The organism is Halomarina halobia (assembly GCF_029338575.1).
Taxonomy (GTDB): domain Archaea; phylum Halobacteriota; class Halobacteria; order Halobacteriales; family Haloarculaceae; genus Halomarina; species Halomarina halobia.
In genome coordinates this window covers 2,270,356-2,288,579 of the sequence record NZ_CP119992.1, presented here as the reverse complement: position 1 = coordinate 2,288,579, position 18,224 = coordinate 2,270,356, and the positions used below count along the sequence as shown (strand labels likewise).

The 18,224-nt window shown below is 68.9% G+C and carries 15 protein-coding genes; 10 read left to right on the top strand and 5 right to left on the bottom strand.

The window, feature by feature from the left end; all coding sequences use genetic code 11:
* Positions 1-505 precede the first annotated feature (505 nt).
* From pyk to P1K31_RS12085, 3 genes are all read left to right on the top strand, one after another.
* Complete coding sequence (pyk, locus tag P1K31_RS12095) at positions 506-2,302, top strand: pyruvate kinase (protein ID WP_276303578.1); 1,797 nt, start codon at positions 506-508, stop codon at positions 2,300-2,302.
* 143 nt (positions 2,303-2,445) lie between these two features.
* Positions 2,446-3,522: a non-hydrolyzing UDP-N-acetylglucosamine 2-epimerase gene (gene wecB, locus P1K31_RS12090; RefSeq protein ID WP_276303577.1), complete on the top strand. Its 1,077-nt coding sequence runs from the start codon at positions 2,446-2,448 to the stop codon at positions 3,520-3,522.
* Entirely contained in the window at positions 3,522-4,511 is a 990-nt protein-coding gene (locus P1K31_RS12085; protein WP_276303576.1) for a glycosyltransferase, read from the top strand. Before wecB ends, P1K31_RS12085 begins: the two co-directional genes overlap by 1 nt.
* 83 nt (positions 4,512-4,594) lie before the next feature.
* Here the strand turns inward: P1K31_RS12085 and P1K31_RS12080 are convergent, their stop codons facing one another.
* Together P1K31_RS12080 and P1K31_RS12075 are read right to left on the bottom strand one after the other, a co-directional pair.
* Positions 4,595-5,572, bottom strand: coding sequence for an alkaline phosphatase family protein (locus P1K31_RS12080; RefSeq protein WP_276303575.1), 978 nt, complete (start codon positions 5,570-5,572; stop codon positions 4,595-4,597).
* 63 nt (positions 5,573-5,635) lie between these two features.
* Complete coding sequence (locus P1K31_RS12075) at positions 5,636-6,643, bottom strand: glycosyltransferase family 4 protein (RefSeq protein ID WP_368410804.1); 1,008 nt, start codon at positions 6,641-6,643, stop codon at positions 5,636-5,638.
* Between the two features lie 161 nt (positions 6,644-6,804).
* On the opposite strand from P1K31_RS12075, the gene P1K31_RS12070 reads away from it, so the two are divergent.
* The 4 genes from P1K31_RS12070 (at position 6,805) to P1K31_RS12055 (ending at position 11,321) form a co-directional block, all read left to right on the top strand.
* Positions 6,805-8,337 carry a flippase gene (locus P1K31_RS12070; protein ID WP_276303573.1) on the top strand — a complete coding sequence of 511 codons (1,533 nt, stop codon included), beginning with the start codon at positions 6,805-6,807 and terminating at the stop codon, positions 8,335-8,337.
* A gap of 91 nt (positions 8,338-8,428) precedes the next feature.
* Entirely contained in the window at positions 8,429-9,451 is a 1,023-nt protein-coding gene (locus P1K31_RS12065; protein ID WP_276303572.1) for an AIR synthase family protein, read from the top strand.
* A gap of 257 nt (positions 9,452-9,708) precedes the next feature.
* Complete coding sequence (locus P1K31_RS12060) at positions 9,709-10,842, top strand: hypothetical protein (protein WP_276303571.1); 1,134 nt, start codon at positions 9,709-9,711, stop codon at positions 10,840-10,842.
* 128 nt (positions 10,843-10,970) lie between these two features.
* The gene (locus P1K31_RS12055) at positions 10,971-11,321 is read left to right on the top strand and encodes a DUF8071 domain-containing protein (protein ID WP_276303570.1); all 351 of its coding nucleotides are present in this window, start codon (positions 10,971-10,973) and stop codon (positions 11,319-11,321) included.
* A gap of 93 nt (positions 11,322-11,414) precedes the next feature.
* Here P1K31_RS12055 and P1K31_RS12050 read toward each other — a convergent pair whose 3' ends face one another.
* A complete protein-coding gene (locus tag P1K31_RS12050; protein WP_276303569.1) occupies positions 11,415-11,819 on the bottom strand; it encodes an HVO_A0114 family putative DNA-binding protein in 405 nt (134 codons plus the stop codon).
* Between the two features lie 51 nt (positions 11,820-11,870).
* Positions 11,871-12,158, bottom strand: coding sequence for a toxin-antitoxin system TumE family protein (locus tag P1K31_RS12045; protein WP_276303568.1), 288 nt, complete (start codon positions 12,156-12,158; stop codon positions 11,871-11,873).
* A 224-nt stretch (positions 12,159-12,382) separates the two neighbouring features.
* On the opposite strand from P1K31_RS12045, the gene thiD reads away from it, so the two are divergent.
* On the top strand, positions 12,383-13,729 hold the full coding sequence (thiD, locus tag P1K31_RS12040; RefSeq protein WP_276303567.1) for a bifunctional hydroxymethylpyrimidine kinase/phosphomethylpyrimidine kinase: 1,347 nt from the start codon (positions 12,383-12,385) through the stop codon (positions 13,727-13,729).
* 8 nt (positions 13,730-13,737) lie between these two features.
* On the opposite strand, the gene P1K31_RS12035 is transcribed toward thiD, so the two are convergent.
* Positions 13,738-13,920 carry a hypothetical protein gene (locus tag P1K31_RS12035; RefSeq protein WP_276303566.1) on the bottom strand — a complete coding sequence of 61 codons (183 nt, stop codon included), beginning with the start codon at positions 13,918-13,920 and terminating at the stop codon, positions 13,738-13,740.
* Positions 13,921-14,075: 155 nt separating this feature from the next.
* On the opposite strand from P1K31_RS12035, the gene P1K31_RS12030 reads away from it, so the two are divergent.
* Both P1K31_RS12030 and P1K31_RS12025 read left to right on the top strand, forming a co-directional pair.
* Positions 14,076-17,330 (top strand): glucodextranase DOMON-like domain-containing protein, encoded by a 3,255-nt coding sequence (locus tag P1K31_RS12030; protein WP_276303565.1) that lies wholly within the window; start codon positions 14,076-14,078, stop codon positions 17,328-17,330.
* A 158-nt stretch (positions 17,331-17,488) separates the two neighbouring features.
* Complete coding sequence (locus P1K31_RS12025; protein ID WP_276303564.1) at positions 17,489-18,058, top strand: GNAT family N-acetyltransferase; 570 nt, start codon at positions 17,489-17,491, stop codon at positions 18,056-18,058.
* Positions 18,059-18,224 lie beyond the last annotated feature (166 nt).

The following is an 18,224-nucleotide window of genomic DNA, read 5'->3' as shown; positions in this document are numbered from 1 at the left end:
GTGCGAGCGGGTCGCCCGACCGGCGACTCGAACGCGTCGCCCCGCCCGCGACGGGGATCTCCCCCGCGGCGACCGTCGGGAGGGCACGGCACGTATCGGCTCGCCGGAGGAGTGGAGGACCGACATCGAACGGACGGTGAACTTCAGCGACGCGGTCCTCGCCGTCGCCATCACGCTTGCCGCCCTCTACGTCCCGGTTTCCGAAGCGCCCCCGAGACGCTCCGGTCCGGCAGCTCGCCGGTCTGGCACGAGCTGACCAGCTACGCGATCAGCTTCCTCGTCGTCGGCTCCTACTGGCTCGCGCTGTTCTTGGAACCGGGTCCGCCCACGCGCGCGCGTCGCCGAGCCGGTACTGTTCAGATGAGATCGGCTCAGCCGAGCCATCCGGAGAGACCTCCTCGAAAGTCCCTCACCGCGGCGGCTGATCGGCCGGCAGCGGCTTCTCCGAACCCTGCCCCCTGAGCCGGCGCGAGGGTTTTTATCCGATGCCGGGCGACAGTAACCGATGGGCGACGCGAAGATCGTCTGCACGCTCGGGCCGGCCTCGGCGTCGCGGGAGACGATCCGCGACCTCGCCGACGCGGGGATGGCCGTCGCGCGGATCAACGCCAGCCACGGCACCAGCGAGGAGCGCGCGGCGCTCCTCGACCGCGTCCGCGAGGTCGACCGCGAATCGGACGCGCCGCTGGCGTCGATGATCGACCTGCAGGGACCGGAGATCCGCACCGCGCCGCTCGACGACGCGGTTCACCTCGACGAGGGGAGCGAGGTGCGTTTCGTCGAGGGGGAGGCGGCGAGCGCGGAGCGGGTCGGGCTCTCTGCGTCGCTAGCGGACGCGGACCCGGGCGACCGGGTGCTGATCGACGACGGGCGGATCGAGGCGACCGTCGAGCGCGTCGAGGACGGCGCGGTCGTCGCCCGCGTCGACAGCGGCGGCGCTCTCGGAAGTCGCAAGGGCGTGAACGTCCCCGGCCTCGACCTCGACCTCCCGCCCGTGACCGAGCGCGACCGGACGGACGTCGAACTGGCCGTCGAGCGGGGGGCGGACTTCGTCGCCGCGAGCTTCGTCCGCACCGCCGAGGACGTGCTGGCCGTCGCGGGCGTCGTCGAGGACCTCGGCGGCGACGTCCCGGTAGTGGCGAAGCTGGAGCGCAGCGGCGCGGTCGAGCACCTCGACGGGATCGTCGAGGCGGCCTACGGCGTGATGGTGGCGCGCGGCGACCTCGGCGTCGAGTACCCGATGGAGGAGGTGCCGCTCATCCAGAAGCGGATCGTCCGTCGCTGCCGCGAGACCGGCACGCCGGTGATCGTCGCCACGGAGATGCTCGACTCGATGGTCCACGCCCGTCGACCCACCCGCGCGGAGGCGTCGGACGTGGCGAACGCGGTACTCGACGGCACCGACGCGGTGATGCTCTCGGCGGAGACCGCCGTCGGCGACCACCCCGTCCGCGTCGTCGAGACGATGGCCCGCATCGTCGCGGAGGTCGAGGCGAGCGGGGAGTACGCCGACCTGCGCGAGGGGCGCGTCCCGCGGGCGGGCGCGACCAGCGCCGACTCGCTCGCCCGGGCCGCGCGCTTCCTCGCCCGCGACGTCGGCGCGAGCGCCGTCGTCGCCGCCAGCGAGTCCGGCTACACGGCGCTCAAGACGGCGAAGTACCGCCCGCAGGTGCCCGTCGTCGCCGCGACGCCGAGCGAACGGGTGCGCCGACGCCTCGCGCTCTCGTGGGGCATCCACCCGGTCCGCGTCGACCACGTCGCGGACGCCGAGGCGGTCATCCGCCGGGCGGTCGACGCCGCGCTCGGCGCGGGCGTCGCGGAGAGCGGCGACACCGTCGTCGTCCTCTCGGGGATGATGACGGGCGTCGAGGGGGCCGACACGACGAACATGCTCAAGGTGCACGTCGCGGCCGAGACGCTGGCGACCGGCCGCGGCGCGGTCAGCGGCCGGGTCGTCGGCCCCGTCGCGTACACCGACGGCGACCTGCGCGACGTGCCCGAGGGGGCGGTCGTCGTCCTCCCCGAGGAGTTCGACGACGCGTTCGACGGCGATCCGAAGCGGATCGGCGCGATCGTCGCCGCCCGCCGCGGCATGACGGGCTACCCCGCCATCGTCGCTCGCGAACTGGGCGTGCCGATGATCTCGGGTGCGGCGCTCGACCGCCGCGTCGTCCCGGCCGGGACGACCGTCACCGTGGACGCCGAACGCGGCGTCGTCTACGAGGGCGACGTGATGACCCGCGAGCGCGACGCGGAGGAACGCGACGCGACGGGGCGCGGCGCGGGGGAGCGCGGCTCGTAGGGAGAGGGGGGACGCGGGATCGGCGACCCGCCGACGGGGTGGGAGCCGACCTCGCACCCTCGCCGGGCCGGGACGGTTGGCACCACGCGTCGATGGTCAGCGGGGGCAGAAAGACGGAAGGGGATGGCCGTGGCGTATCCGATATGCGAGAACTCGTGGTCGTCGTCGGGACGCGCCCTGAGATCATCAAGATGGCCCCGGTGATACGGGCCGCCGAGGGGACGTTCGACCGCTATCTGGTCCACACGGGACAGCACTACGACGCGGAGATGAGCGGCGCGTTCTTCGAGGCGCTCGACCTCCCGGCCCCCGACGAGAACCTCGAGATCGGCAGCGGCACGCAGGGCGAGCAGACCGCCGACGGGCTCGTCGGCGTCGAGCGACTCCTCCTGGAGCGCGACCCGGCCGCCGCGGTGGCGCTCGGCGACACGAACGCCGTCCTCTCGACGGCGCTCGCGGCCTCGAAGCTTTCCACCACGTTCGGCCACGTCGAGGCCGGGCTACGGAGCTTCGACCGCAGCATGCCCGAGGAGGTGAACCGCGTCGTCGCCGATCACGTCGCCGACCTCTCGTTCGCGCCGACCGGGCAGGCCGTCGCCAACCTCGCCGAGGAGGGCGTCACCGACGGCGTCCACGAGACCGGCAACACGATCGTCGACGCCTGCCGCGAGCACGCCCCCCTCGCCGCGGAGCGCTCCGCCGTGCTCGAGCGGTTCGACCTGGAGGGGTGCTACGCCGCGGCGACCATCCACCGGGCGTCGAACACCGACGACCCCGAGCGTCTGCGCGCCATCATGGACGCCCTCGACGGCGCGAGTGCCCCGGTCGTCCTCCCGGCGCACCCGCGCACGCGAGGCGTCCTCGACGAGATCGGCTACGAACCCTCGGGGTCGCTCCGCCTGGTCGAGCCCCTCGACTACCTCGACTTCCTCAAGCTGCTCGACGCGGCCCGCGTCGTCGTAACCGACTCGGGCGGGATCCAGGAGGAGGCCTCGATCCTCGAGGTCCCCTGCCTCACCGTCCGGCCCAACACGGAACGCCCGGAGACGGTCGAGGCCGGCGTGAACGAGCTCGTCGAGCCCGGGGAGCTGGGCGCGCGCCTCGACGCCCTGCTGACCGACGACGACGCCCACGACGCCATGACGGGCCATCCGGACCTCTACGGCGACGGGCGCGCGGGCGAGCGCATCGTCGACGCGCTCGCCGCCGAATTCGACTGATGGCGCGGGTACTCTGGCTGACGCCGGACAAGCCCGAGAACGTCAGCGTCGGTCGTCGCCGCATCGCTGACGAACTCGAGGCGCGGGGGTTCGAGATCGCGCTCCGCGGGACGACCCCGGCCACTGTCCTCGCTTCTCTGCGCGAGCGCGACCGCTACGACGTCGTCGTCGGGACGACCCGCTCGGGGGCGCTGGCCGGAACGCTCCTGAAGGCGCTCGGGACGCCCCTCGTGGTGGATCACATCGACCCCATCCGCCAGTTCGAGGCGACCCACCCGCGCTGGCTGTCGCTGCCGGTCCGCGCGCTGGAGGCGCTCGCCTTCCGCCTCGCCGATCACGTCCTCTACGTCTACGAGGAGGAGGGGAGGCGGGTGCGACGCCGCGCCCGATCGGCCTCGAAGACCGACCTCGGCGTCGCCTACGAGCGCTTCGCCGATCCGGACGGGGCGACGGTCGAGCGGGCGCGCGAGCGCCTCGCGGACGCGGGCGTCCCCGCTGACGATCGGGTCGCGATCTACGTCGGCGGCCTCGAGCCGCTCTACCGCATCGAGGAGCTGCTGGCCGCGTCGCGGTTCCTCGACGGCTGGACGCTCGTCGTCCTCGGCGCGGGGACGCTCGAACCGGCGGTCCGGCGCGCGGCGCGCGACCGCGAGAACGTCGTCTTCCTCGGGACGGTCCCCCATTCCGACGTGCCGGGCTACCTCCGCGCGGCGGACGTGGGCGTCTGCCTGGTGGACGACCCGCACACGCTGAAGGTGCTCGAGTACGGCGCGGCGGGGCTCTCGGTGGTGCAGGCCCGCGGGCGTGCCGAGGCGCGCTTCGACGGCTACGTCACCTTCTGCGACCCGACGCCCGCGGGCGTCGCCGCGGGCATCCGCGAGGCGGGCGGACGCGACGGCGGCGACGGCTTCGGCGAGTACGTGGCCCGCTTCGACTACGGGCGGGTGGCCGACGACTACGCCGACGCGATAGCCCGCGCCCTCTCCTGACGTGGACGCGGACTGTCGGACGGAAGCCCCTAAAGAATCTCGCCAGGGGTGGCGAGTCGCTTCACGAAGCTACGTCCGAAGTATCACTCGACGTAGCCGAGCGCCTGGAGCCGGTCGGAGACGGTCTCCGGGTCGGCGTCGGTCTCGGACTCGACGGAGCCGACGCGGACGGCCCGCCGCTCGCCGATCGTCCGGACGGCCCACGGGACGGTGACGAGGTCGGGGTGCCGACAGCCGACCGGGTGGCCGTACAGGCGGACCGGGATCGGGGAGCTGCGCTCCCCGAGCAGGTTGCCGTGGTCGGAGGTGATCGCGACGCGCCCCTCGATCGCGTCGAGGAGCGGTTCGACGTGTTCGAGCGCGTACTCGAGGTTGCGGCGGTAGCCCGCCCACACCTCGTCGTAGGAGACGTAGCCGTAGCGGAGCGCCTGCCAGACGTCGCGGGCGCGGTCGTCCGCGTTCTCGTTCTGGATCAGGTCGGTCCCGCCCCAGTTGGTGAACTGGAGGTCGGGGTCGCGGACGAAGGGGTAGTGGGGCTGCATGTAGTGGACGACGATCCGCTTGTCGGGGTACGCCTCGTGCGCCTCGATCGCCGCCTCCGTCACCGCGTCCGCGGGGATGCTCCCCAGTTTCGGATCGTAGGCGTCGTGCCACACCTCCTCGAGGCGGTGGAAGACGTCCGGCGCGTGGCGCGAGGTGGTCGGGTTGCCCGTCACGTAGACGATGTCGCCGTGGGGGGCCGTGTCGGTGAACGCCCGCTTGGTCCACTCGCTGGTCGCGCTGCCGGGGCTCGCGACCCGCTCGTAGGAGTCGTAGGCGGTGGTGTCGACGGTCTCCTCGAAGAGGTCGTACCGGCACGCGTCGAGGACGACCAGCGTGTCCCAGTCCGCACCCACCACGTCGAAGGAGTCGTCCGGCCGAAGCGCGCGCCGGATCGGCGCGTTAATGCGCGCCTGGATGCGGTTCGCCCACCAGTCGACGTCGTCCCCGTTGCGCCGGATCTCGGAGTAGGCGTAGGAGGCTGCGCGTTCGACGTCCGAAACTGCGCGTTGGATGACCATGTGATAGATCGTGTGCGAGGCGACGATATAACGACCACGGCCGACGCGCCCCGTGGGACCGGTTCACAGGAGCGACGCCCACAGGTCGACGTAGGCGGTCGCGGCCCGCTCGTCGTAGTCAGCCATCCGCGACTCGCTCGCGGCCGCGACCTCGCGGCGGCGGGCCGGGTCGCGGAGGAGTTCGCCGACGGCGTGCTCGACGCCGGCCGGCGTCGGGGGGCAGAGGTAGCCCGCGGCGCCGGCGGCCTCCGGGACGCCCATCGTCCCGCCGCAGACGACGGGGAGGCCCGCCGCCTGCGCCTCGAGGACGGTCATCGCCAGGGAGTCGAGGAAGCTGACGTAGACGAACAGGTCGGCGTTCGCGAGGAGCGAGGGGACGTCAGAACGGAACCCGAGCAGGTCGACCCGATCCGCGTGCGGGTAGGCCTCGACGAACGAGGCGAGCGAGTCGAACGCGCGGCCGGCGCCGGCGACCGCGAAGCGGAGTTCCTCGTGGGCGTCGAACAGGGGTTCGATCCCGCGGAGGACGGTCCGAACGCCGCGGGCCTTCTCCTCGTACCGCAGGTTGGTCACCGTCAGGAGGCGGAACTCGTCGTCGTCGCGGGAGCGGGCGGCGGCCGCGCGGCGGAACGGTTCGAGGTCGAACGGCCGGTCGATGACGCACCCCTCGTCGAACCGGTACCGGCGTCGCATCATCTCCCGGCAGACCTCGCTGACGAAGACGGCGGCGTCGGCCCGGTCGAGGACCCACTGCGCGCGGCGCGCGAGCCACCACGCCTTCGGGAGGGAGTACTGCCCGTGGTCGTTGGTGTAGTCGGCCCACCCGCGGACGGCGGCGACCAGCGGGACCCCCCGTCGCTCCGAGAGGAGCGCCGCGAGGACGCCGTTGCCGACGAGTTCGTCCGCCTGGACGAGGTCGTAGCGGCGGCGGAGCAACCGGGCGACGCGTGCGGGAACCGACGCCGAATCGGTGTAGACGTCGACCTCGAACTCGGGGCGGACGCGCTCGACGGTCGTCGCGAGCGCCGTCGCGAAGTCGGGGCGGGCGTGGAGGAGCGCGACGCGCGGCATCGTCACCGACGGCGCGGGCGGGGGCGATCTGCGAACGGGACGGTCCGAGCGTGCGGGGACGAGCGACGACGCATGGGACGGTGATGACGCGGGGTCGGCATAACTCGCCCGGCTCGACACAAGCCACAACCGCTACCAATGAGTGCCGACAATGGGCGTCTGTGCCGACCGACTCGAAATCCGTCGTACGCACCCTCTTCAAGGGCGGAACCGTGCTCTTTCTCGGGCTCTTTCTCGAACTCGGGATCTCGTTTCTGGCGAAGCTCGTCATCGCCCGCGTCCTCGGGCCCGTCGACTACGGGGTGGTCTCGCTCGGCATCACGACGACGACGATCGCCTCGACGCTCGTCCTGCTCGGCCTCGACGTCGGCGTCGGGCGGTACCTCCCCCGGTCGAAGACGGCCGAGGAGCGACGCGGCGTTCTCGTCTCCGCGTTCCAGCTCGCCGTCCCGCTCTCGATCGTGGTCGGGATCGGAGTGTCGCTCGCCGCGCCCGTCATCGCGACGGACCTGTTTCACGACCCGTCGACCGAGCCCGTCCTCCGGGTGTTCGGGCTGGCGATCCCGCTCGCGGCGCTGATGAAGCTCACCATCGGCGGCGTCCAGGGGCTCCAGCGGTCGCTCCCCAAGGTGCTCATCAGGAACATCGTCAACCCGGTCGCCCGGTTCGCGGGCATCCTCCTCGTGCTCGCGCTCGGGTTCCGCGGCGTCGGCATCGCCTGGGCGTACGTCCTCTCGTACGCCGTCGCCGGGGCGGTGGGGGTGTACTTCCTCGCCACCCGAACGCCGCTGTTCGAACGGGGCGTCCGGGCGGTGTCGATGCACCGGGAGTTGCTCGCCTTCTCCGCGCCGCTCGTCGTCTCCACGACGATGACGCTCGTCCTGTCGGACATCGACACGTTCATGCTCGGGGCGCTGTCGACGAGCGGCGCGGTCGGCATCTACAACACCGTCTACCCGATCGCCGAACTCCTCACGGTGATGCTCGCGTCGTTCAGCTTCATCTTCATGCCGGTCGTCTCGGAGCTCCACGGCGAGGGCCAGTACGAGGAGACCCGGCGGCTCTACCAGGTCGTCGCGAAGTGGATCTTCGTCCTGTCGCTGCCGCTGTTCGCGCTGCTCTCGCTGTACCCCCGTCGCGCCATCCTGCTCACGTTCGGCCCGGAGTACGTCGCCGGCGCGCTCGCGCTGTCCGTGCTCACGATCGCCTTCTTCACGCACGCCATCGCCGGGCCGAACTCGAGCGCGCTCACCTCGGTCGGCCGCACGCGGCTCATCATGCTCGACAACACGTTCATCGCGGCGCTCAACGTCGGGCTGAACCTCGTGCTCATCCCCCGGTACTCCTACCTCGGGGCGGCGGCCGCCACGGCGGTGTCGTACGTCCTCCTGAACCTGCTCTACTCCTACCAGCTCTACCGCGAGATGGGGGCTCACCCGTTCAGCCCGACGCTCGTGCGCTCGGGGGCCGTCTCGGTCGCGCTCGTCGCCGGCCACTACGCCCTCGTGTCGGCGCTCGATCCGACGCTCTCGCAGTTCGTCGCGCTGTACGCCGGCTTCCTCCTCGCCTACCTGCTCGTCGTCCTCCGGTTCGGCGTCGAGCAGGAGGAGGTGATGCTCGTGCTGAGCTTCGAGGAGCGCTTCGGCGTCGACCTCGGGCCGCTCAAGCGCCTCGCGCGCCGGTTCGTCGCGTGAACGATGGATCGAGTCGGACGGGGCTGTCGCGCCTCGCGCGCGAATCGGCTCGAACGCATCAGCTAAGGACCATCCAGTGTTACCACCCGGTATGGCAGATCTGGGCAAGGTAGACCGCGAGTTCTTCGACGAGTACATCTACCCGCACCTCGGCGCGGACCGCGGGGACGTGCTGCTCGCCCCGCAGCACGGGGTGGACTTCGGGGCCATCGAGGTGGGTGGGAAGGCGATCGCGATGGCGACCGATCCGGTGTTCGTCATGCCCTCGCTCGGCTTCGAGCGGGCGGCGTGGTTCGCGTTCCACATCCTCGTGAGCGACGTGGCGGTCTCCGGCCTCGCGCCGACGCACCTGAGCATCGACTTCAACCTCCCGCCGGAGATCACCGACGAGCAGTTCGCCACCGTCTGGGAAACGATGGACGCCGAGGCGCGCGAACTGGGCGTGAGCGTCGTCACCGGCCACACCGCCCGCTACGAGGGGTGCAACTACCCGATGGTCGGCGGCGCGACGGCCATCGCCGTGGGCGAGCACGACGACCTCGTCCGCCCGGACGGGGCGCGCGTCGGCGACCGCGTCGTCGTGACGAAGGGGCCAGGGGTGGAGGCGACGGGCCTGCTCTCCGTGCAGTTCGAGGAACTCATGCGCGGGGAGGTGCCCGACGGGGAGATCGAGGCCGCCCAGGAGCGCTTCTACGACATGTCCCCGGTGCGGGACGCACTGGTCGCCGCGGCGGCCGCCCCCGTCAGCGCGATGCACGACGCCACCGAGTGCGGCGTCTACGGCGGCTGCTACGAGCTCGCGCGCGCCGCGGGCGTCGGCATCGAACTCGACCGCGACCCGATCCCCGTCCTGCCGGGCGTGGAGGCGACCTGCGAGTTCTTCGACATCGACCCGTGGGCATCGATCAGCGAGGGGACGCTCCTGCTCACGGTGCCCGAGGAGGGCGTGGACGACGTGCTCGACGCGCTCGACGCCGAGGGCGTTCCCGCCGCCGACGCGGGCCGGGTGGTCGAGGGCTCCGGGCTGGTCGTGGACGGCGAGCCGACCGACCACCCCGGCGCGGACCCCTACTGGGCGGCTGTCGCGGAGAACCTGCCGAAACTGGAGGGGTAGGAATTAACACATCGCGGGAACGACGTGGCAGCTAGTACCACCTCTACTCTCCAATCGCCTATTCGGTACGTATCGGGGTTCACAGGGAGTCGAGCAACGGCAGGTGTCTCGTTTTCGAGTTAGTATCGAGGCATCCACTATTTTATGTCGACTGTAGTGTCAATGGCGGTTAGAAGTATGTGGTGGTCATAAGAGACACCAGACCCATTAAATATACCTATACATTATGTAATTAATGATTAAATAAAATTATACTGATGGTAGAAAGAGATGGAATCGTCATGGAAAGACAAGATCAGGGATTAGAGACGAAAGCAGAATCAGGAGAGAAAGACCGCGTAAACCGACGATCAGTACTCGGAGCGCTAGCAGCTACAGGTGTTGGTGCTAGTACATCGGTGTGGCTAACGGGTGAAGTAGGCGCGGTCTCCTCCGACCAAGTCACTATCGTTCAAGGAACCAAACTGATCGAACAGAGTGATGGAACAAGGGAAGTTATAGATATCAAAAAAGAGGTCCCCGCTGACTGGTACTATGATCTACAGCAAGCGAAGACAGCATTCGAACGACGCAATCGCCACTTACTAAGAACACCGGGTGTCATTGAGACAACACTCTCTGCAGGGCGATATGGAGGTCGGAACGCGAGAATTGAAGTCAAACTGTCGCCAGAAGCAGCGGATCAAGACGGTACTACTCTTGATGAGGTTCGGGGGGATATACCAACTAGAATCGACGGTATCGAGGTAAAGGTTCAAACCATAGATCGACTACCCAAGCTAACGAATTGTTATGAACATCCATCAAATCCGCCCGAGGCGGGAGTCCAAGTCGAGACATCTGATGGGTGGGGGTCGCTCGGTGGAAGGGCGTACAAAAACGGACATTGGCATTTTATGACTGCCGAGCATCTCTGGGGGAGTAATCCAGACGTTCTCTATATTGATGGAGATATTATCGGCGATTCAGAGGACTGGGATTGCTGGGACGATTTCGCCGCTTTGAATCCACTGAACGGTTGGGATCCTACGGACGGCATTGCGGGAACAAGTATATACGTCACCGCTCAAATGTCAGAGGACGGAATCTGGGACGTTGAGGCAGCGGGTGAGACTCTAAGTAAACAGGGTGCGAGAACGTGCTATACGGAAGGCACGTGTAAAGGCATCGGAAGTGCACTCGTGTATGACAGCAACTGTAACAATCGAGATAAACAAGTCAAATGGGGGACATACAACGATATTGAGCAGGGAGACAGTGGTGCGCTTGTCTACAAACCTAACTGGAACGGCCACGACTGGGCAGTCAGTCTAGTCGCTGCGGAATCGGACATCGTTTTCGGTACTGGCTGTTTCCATATCGATAACCTCCACGGTTACCATTGGGACTGAAATCATTATGATCGTTGGTTCGACAAAACATTTTTGCGAAGTGAGATTAAATAGGCGAGAACACCATGCATCAAACTCATAGATCCATAATCTTTGGGGAAAACCGAGGCAGATCTAGGCGAGGTATCGTGATAGCAATAACCCTACTTATTTTTGCCTACCTATTTTGGGCAATAGAAGGTGTCTCGAGTGCTGCATACGATCTCAGTCCTATAGACGTAATAGGAGGTGGATTGGCGCTCTTATTACTGTTAGCTACTATCCAGGCATACTATAACGACGGACTTCTTATCAGCTGGCTGCTTGTTTTTCTGCCCGTTTTTGGAACCGCACTTAGCGGTGTGGGCGTCGGTCTTATCCGGCCCACACCGATGAAATCATTTGGACTCGCAATTGGGATAGCCCTCTTCGCTGCTCTTACGTTAGGAACGGTAGGATTTCTGCTCGGGACCGCCATTCGGAGAGGATTTAAAAGGTAGCTAATATGACCTAATGATCTAACGGTCGTTCGATTATTTCCCTTTGAGATCAGGCCCTTCAACAAAAACCAGCACTTCGCCTACCTCCGGTGTTCATGCCGGCGCTTCCTTCCGCCCCGAGTCCTTCGTCGGGAGCGGGATCTCGACGTCGATCTCATCGTACCAGATCACCGGGCGCTTCGACCGGCCGTCTTGCTCGAATCGGATCACGCCGAGCGCCTCCAGCTCGTTCAGATTCGCGCTGACCTCGGCGATGCCCCGACCGACGAGGCGCGCGGTTTCGCGCATACTCGCCGGTTCGTGTTCGGCGATCGTCCGAATCAATTCCATGTTCTTCTCGCTAAAGACGCGCGCCAAGTCGGCCTCGGACTTGAGGATGAGGACCGACCGATCTTCGGGCGCTGCGCCCTGGTCGATCGCTTCGAGGCGGGCACGGATTCGATCACGTGCCTGCTCGACCGGTTCGACCCGGACCGTGAGGGTGGTGGTGGCGTCCATCGGTGGTTGGCTTCGTTTCAGTTGGCTTCGATTTTCGATAGCGATTCGACGCTACTTCTCCGGGGGGTGCTCCCGAAAGCGATCGTAGAGTCGTGCGAGTCCCGTGAAGTCGATGCGTTCGACCTCGTCGCCGACGTGTTTCTCGTGTACGCCGTGGCTGTTGTCGAATCTGATGATCGGATCGTCTTCCCCGTCCGTGTATCCGTAGTGGAGGCGGTATTTGATACCCTCCGGGAACTTTTCTGACTTTGGTACGCGGATGATGCTGACCTGCTCGACGGACCCACGCTCAGGGTGGGCGATACGATAATCCTCGACTACATAGATGTCTTCGCCCATCCGCATATGTTAGGATACACCCAAACACGATAAGCGTTAGGATACAACCAAACATAGCGTCGGGGTGAGAGAGGAGGTGACGCTCCGTACGCGAACAATCGACGGGGTTTGTGTCGACCGGGGAGACTAATACATCGTCTCGCTCCGGTAAGTTCATTTCGAGTTCGAGCGACCCGAACGCGACCACCGCACACTATACCTACGTGGTAACCCCATCTCGACGCATGCGACAGTCAGCACCAGTCACCCGTCCGGTGACGCTCACCATCGCGGGTAGCGACTCCGGCGGCGGCGCGGGCATCCAGGCAGACCTGAAGACGGCGGAGGCGTTCGGCGCGTTCGGCACGAGCGTCGTCGCGGCCACGACGGCACAGAACACGCGGGGGGTCACGGACGTGCACGTCCCGCCCGTCGAGCACGTCGAGGCGCAGCTCGACGCCGTGCTCTCGGACTTCGAGATCGGCGCGGCCAAGACCGGGATGCTCGCCACCGCGGAGGTGGTCGGGACGGTCGCCGACTACGCCGCCGACTTCGACTTCCCGCTGGTGGTCGACCCGGTGATGGTCGCCGCGTCGGGCGACCGCCTGCTGGCCGAGGCGGCCGAGGAGGCCTACAAGGCGCTGATCGCGGAGGCCGCGGTGGTGACGCCGAACGCCGACGAGGTCGAGGTGCTCGTCGGCGAGCGCCCGGAGACGGCGGCCGACGCGCGCGAGGCGGGCGAGGCGCTGCTCGACCTCGGCGCGCGTGCGGCGCTCGTGAAGGGCGGGCACCTCGACACCGGCGACGAGGTGGTGGACGTGCTCGTCGCCCGCGACCGGGTCGAGACGTACCGCCACCCGCGCGTGGACACCGACGCGACCCACGGCTCGGGGTGCACGCTTGCGAGCGCGATCGCGACCCGCCTCGCTCACGGCGACGATCCCTTCGCCGCCGTCGGGCGCGCGACCGACTTCATGGAGCGGGCCGTCCGGTACCACCACGCCGTCGGCGAAGGGCCGGGGGCGGTCCACCACCTCGCGGCGCTGCGCGAGCGCGCCGACCGGCAGCGCACGGCGGCCGCGGTCGAGGGGATCGCGCGCGATCTCCTCGGGGAGGGCGAGCGCGTCCGCGCGCTCGTCCCCGAGGTGGGGACGAACGTCGCCGGGGCGACCCCCTACGCCGAGGGGGTCGATGAGATCGCCGCGATCGACGGGCGGGTCCGGCGGACGGCGGGCGGGATCAGTTCGGCGGGGGGCGCGCGCTTCGGGGCGTCCGAGCACGTCGCGCGCGTCCTGCTGACCGCGCGGGAGTTCGACCCGGCGCTCCGGTTCGCGCTGAACGTCCGGTACGGCGACGACGTGCGGGCGGCGCTCGACGCGCTCGGGCGGTCGGTCGCCGTCGCGGGCGGGGAGACGGGTTACGAGGGGGGCGTAGCGAGGGCGTTCGAGGGCAGGGCGGCGGAGACGCCCGACGCGATCGCCTTCGAGGCGGGCGTCGGTCGCGAGGCGACGGCGGTCCTGCTCGCCGAGGGCGCGGCGGCGCTGACGGAGCGCGCGCTGTCGCTCGCCGACGCGGTCGCGAAGAACGGGTGAGGTGACCGTCAGCCGTACGCCCGGTTGATCTCCGCGACGTCGTCCGACCCGCACGACTCGCACGCGACGGTCTCCGGAACCCCGCCGGACTCGGGGACGGCGGTCGTGAAGACGGTACCGCACTCCTGGCACTCCCACGCGACGGTCTCGTCCACGCGGAGCGCCTCCTTGACGCGGTCGAGGAGGTTCATCGTCGGCCCTCCAACCCGAAGAGTACGCGACGGATCGACATCAATATTGTGCTACTCTGTACCACGATTCGGACGTGTGCCCGACGACGACAGACATTCTATCGAGTAGTTGTGCGAAATAATTAAGTCTGAAGCGAGTAATTATTTCTTCACAAATGACACGACTGTCACGGCGGGAGGCGCTTCGACTGGTCGGCGCGGGCGCGCTCGGCGCGTCGGCGCTACCCGCGGCCGCCCAGGCCCGCGAGGGACCCTCCGGGGGTGCGGACGCCACGTGGACGACCGGCGAGCAGTACGGGATCGGGACGGTGGCCGACCACGGGTCGGACGAACCGAACCGCGTGTGGTTCACGCTCACCGAGGGCTCGCTGGCGAGCGTGCGCTTCCCGCGCATCGATCTCATGAACACCCGGACGCTCGACTTCGTGGTCGCGGACGGGTCGGGGTACGCGAAGCGCACGCACGACGTCGAACGGATCGACGGCGGGAGGGAGACGCTCTCTCGGCGGACGGAACCGAGCGACGACGACGCGCTCCTGTTCCGCCAGACGATCGAGGAGACGGGTGACGGACGGGAGTGGACGCTCGCCGTCGAGTACGCGATCGACCCCGACCGCGAGGCGGTGCTGGCGGACGTGTCCTTCGAGGCGGGCGACGGGCGCGAGTACGACGTGTACGCCGTCGCCGACCTCGCGCTGTCCAGCACCGGGATGGCCGACGCCGCCTCGGTCCGCGGCGACGACTCCGGATCGGGGCGCGGCGTCGCCGCGGGGTACGCCCTCACCGCCCGCGACACCGGCGCGAACGACGACGAGGCGGTGTTCCTCGACCCCGACGGGAACCCGTACAACGTTGCGACGGCGCTCGTCGCCCGCCGCGGGTTCGGCTGGGCGACCGTCGACGTGGTCGGCGGCGACGCCGTCTCGCCGCTGCTGACCGCGGGCGACGCCTCGACGACCTACGACGGCGCGGAGGGGAACGTCGTCCTCGCGGGTCGCCTCGCGTCGGGCGCGCGGCGGGTCCACGAGACGGTCGCGCTCGGGTTCGCCGAGGGGGCCGACGAGGACGCCGCGCGCGAGGAGGCCCGCGGGGCGCTCCGTCGGGACTTCGCCGCCGCGCGCGCCCGCTACGCGCGGACCTGGCGCGACTACCTCGGCGGCCTCGCGGTGCCGGAGTCGGTCCGCGGCGACCCCGACCTCAGACGCCAGTACGACGTCGCCGCGATGGCGCTGAAGGCGGCCGACTCGAAGCTGTTCCCCGGCGCAGGGGTCGCCAGCCTCAGCGTGCCGTGGGGGGAGGCCGTGAACGCCAACGAACCGCAGGACTACGGCTACAACTTCACCTGGTCGCGGGACCTCTACCAGGCGTTCACGGCGCTCGCGGCGATGGGCGACGTCGACAGCGCGCGGGAGGCGGTCGAGTACCTCTACGCCTACCAGCAGGGCGAGGACGGGTTCCTCCCCCAGAACACGTACGTCGACGGGCGCACGCGCTGGGGCGGCGAGCAGATGGACAACGTCTCCTTCCCGCAGGTGATGGCCTACCAGCTGAGAGAGCGCTTCGGCGTCGGCTTCGAGGAGGCCGACTACGGCTACGAGAACGTCAGGCGCTCCGCGGACTACGTCGTCGCCAACGGGCCGGCCACCGGCCAGGAGCGGTGGGAGGAGGAGTCCGGCTACTCGCCGAGCACGATCGCGGCGGAGGTCGCGGGCCTCGCCGCCGCCGCCTCCCTCGCCGCGGACGAGGGCGAGCGCGCCGACGCGCTCGCCTACCTCGCGCTCGCGGATCACTGGCGGGCGAACGTCGAGGAGTGGACGGTCACCGAGACCGGGAGCAAGTCCAAGCAACCGTACTACGTCCGCGTCAACGACGACCGCGACCCGGACGACGGCGCGCCGCTCGACATCAACAACGGCGGGCCGACGCTCGACGAGCGCGAGTGCGTCGACGCGGGCTTCCTCGAACTCGTCCGCCTCGGGGTGAAGCCGTGGGACGACCCGACGATCCGCACCTCGCTCGGCGTCGTGGACGACACCATCCGCGTGGACACGCCCAACGGCCCCGCCTGGTACCGCTACAACGGCGACGGCTACGGCGAGCAGGACGGCTCCGACTATCCCGAGGGCGCACCGTGGTCGCTCGACAACTCCGGACGGGGGCGGCTCTGGCCGATCTTCACCGGCGAGCGCGGCGAGTACGAACTGCTCGCGGGCGGGACGGGCGACCTCGCGCCCGCGTCCCTCCTGCGGACGATGGCGAACTTCGCCAACTCCGGGCTGATGCTCCCCGAGCAGGTGTGGGACCGCGAGGACCCGACCGAGTACGGCTGGGCGTTCGGCGAGGGGACGGGTTCCGCCACGCCCCTCTCCTGGAGCATGGCGCAGTTCGTCCGCCTGGCGCACTCGATCGACGCGGGCGAACCCGTCGAGACCCCCCGCTTCGTGAGCGAGCGCTACGGCGCGGGCGACCCGCCCGAGGGACCGGCCCTCGACGTGGAGTTCCCGCCCAGCGTCGTCGGCGACCGGACCGCGACCGTCTCGGGCGCGACCGACGGCGCGGAGGTCGTGGTCAAGGCTGGCGGGGAGACCGTCTCCCGCGAGGTGACCGACGGGGCGTTCGAGGTCGACGTGGCGGTCGGCGACGGCGAGACGGCGATCACCGTCGTCGCCGCCACCGGCGAGGCCGACGCGACGGCGGCCGGCACCGCCGTCGCGCGGTCGTCGGTCGCCCGCGTCGACGTGGGCGAGGCCGTCCGCGAGTGGGCGGACCCCGCAGGCGACGACCACGGCCCCGGCTCGTACGTCTACCCGACGGCGGGCGAGTTCGTCGACGGCGCGTTCGACCTCACCTCCTTCGGCGTCTACGAGACGGCCGACGCCTACCAGTTCCTCGTCGGCCTCGGGACCCTGACGAACCCCTGGGGCGGGAACGAGCTCTCGCTGCAGTCGATCCAGCTCTACCTCCGCGATCCGAACGCGAGCGGCGGGACGACGGCGGCTCGCGAGGGCGTCAACGCCTCGTTCGAGGCAGCCTACCAGCGCCGCGTGTTCGTCGAGGGGTTCGTCCCGCCGGTCGTCGAGGCCGCCGACGGGAGCGTCGTCTCCCGGGACGTGCGCGTGACGGGGTACCGGTCGGTCGACGCCGTGGAGATCGAGGTCCCGAAGTCTGCCCTCGGCGGGAGCCTCGACGGGACGGAACTCGTCCCGCTCCTGCTCGGGCAGGACGGCTACAGCCCCGGTCGCGTGCGCCCAGTGGAGGCCGAGGCGGGCGACTACGCCTTCGGCGGCGGGGTCGACGGCGACGCGAACCCGAACGTCGTCGACCTCGTGACCCCCGAGGGCGCGAGCCAGGCGGAGGCGCTGTCGTACTCCGGGGAGGAGGAGCCAGTGATCCCGTTCCTGTCGCTCTGATCCGAACGCTTATGCCGATTCTGGCGGCAGTGGGGCGTAGAGCTGACCGATGACCCGCTCCTCTCGCTTCTGAGCCGATCGACGCGCCAGTAACGCGTCGGGCGCTCAGCGTACGCTATCGCCGCACCGCCAGCCGACCGACCATCGAGAGGACAGTAATGCCAGGACCGACGTTCATCACGTGCGACCGTATAGATTTGAAGACGATCGAGGAGGAGGACCTCCCGTTCCTCCGGGAGGGGGTGAACCACCCCGACGTGCGCCGGTACATCGACGTCTTCCGGACGCCGCACACCGAGGAGCGCTACCGTGAGGAGCTGTGGCCCATAGAGACGGGCGACGACGGCGTCACGCTGCTCACGGTCCCGCGCGAGGACGAGCACGCGGGCGACCCAGTCGGGTCGGTGCAGCTGTACCCGATCGACCACGCCCGCGGGTGGGCGAACCTCGGTGTCTGGTTCCACCCGAAGGCGTGGGGGAGGGGGTACGCCCTCGAAGCCTGCGCGCACCTCCTCGACTACGGGTTCCGCCGCCTGCGTCTGCACCGGATCTCCGCGAGCGCGATGGCCCCCAACGAGGCGTCCGTCGCGCTCTGCGAACGCCTCGGGTTCGTCCACGAGGGGACCGTCCGCGAGGCCAGTTTCGTCGGCGGGGAGCGCGTCGACGACGAGAGCTACGGCCTCCTGGTCCACGAGTGGGAGGGGCCGGAGGCGGTCCTCGGGGAATAGCCACGAGGGCGTAGTGAGGTCGACACGGTTTCAGAGGGTGACCGGATCGTCTCCCCGATTCGTGACGTAATTGCGGTCATTCTCCGCCGTGGATCCGAAGAAAAGGGGATTCGTACCGGAAGTCGTTGGATCGTCAGCGATGATTCCGATCGTAACGGCTCAGATA